Origin of the sequence: Alistipes sp. HGB5 (assembly GCF_000183485.2) — a bacterium.
Classification (GTDB): domain Bacteria; phylum Bacteroidota; class Bacteroidia; order Bacteroidales; family Rikenellaceae; genus Alistipes; species Alistipes finegoldii.
Genome location: NZ_AENZ01000080.1, coordinates 1 through 639 on the forward strand (window position 1 = coordinate 1; position 639 = coordinate 639).

The following is a 639-nucleotide window of genomic DNA, read 5'->3' on the forward strand; positions in this document are numbered from 1 at the left end:
ACCCGACGAGAATTTCGAGTAGACGCGCACGCCGCCGACCAGTCCGAGGATTGCCGCGACGGCGAAGATCAGCTTCGTTAGCGGGTCGAAATAAGAGGTGACCATGTTCGTGGCCTCGCTGATGCCGGCCATGCCGTTGCCCTGCGCAAAGGATAGGAGTGCGGAGCACAGGGACAGAATCGTGAAAATTGCTCTTTTTTTCATAAAACAGGTAGTTTGGTTAAGGGTGTGAAAAAGGCCGCAGCCTGCTTTGGGAGCATTCTGCGACCGGATACATCGTATTTCCTGCTGCGGGAAAGGCGTCAGCCGTATTCGTTATTCCATTTCATGTCGTCTCTCGTTTACGTGTCAGGCAAAGGCCCGGATGTCGAAGTTGGCAATGGCCTGCCGCTCCTCGGCCGTGGCATCGCCCATGACGGCGCTCTCTCCGAAGTCCAGCTCTCCGAGCATCGCATGAACCTCCGCATCGCGGAGTTCTGCTCTGGCGGGGAGAGCCGGAAGCGGAGGTCGGGCGCCGGCAGGCGCTTTGGGCTCCGCAAGTTCGCCGTCTTCGCCGATCGAGGGCCGCACGACAAGGGTGTTCCACCCCTGCATCGCGGACTTCTCTTCCGAAACCGGGGCAAATATAACATCTCCGTG

General features: G+C 58.8%; 1 protein-coding gene and 1 pseudogene. Both read right to left on the bottom strand.

What is annotated here, in order from left to right:
- Positions 1 to 204: DUF4134 family protein (locus tag HMPREF9720_RS13985; RefSeq protein ID WP_009599021.1), on the bottom strand; the 204-nt coding region annotated here is incomplete at its 3' end.
- A gap of 144 nt (positions 205 to 348) precedes the next feature.
- A pseudogene (locus tag HMPREF9720_RS13990) lies at positions 349 to 639 on the bottom strand (hypothetical protein); the annotation flags it as partial.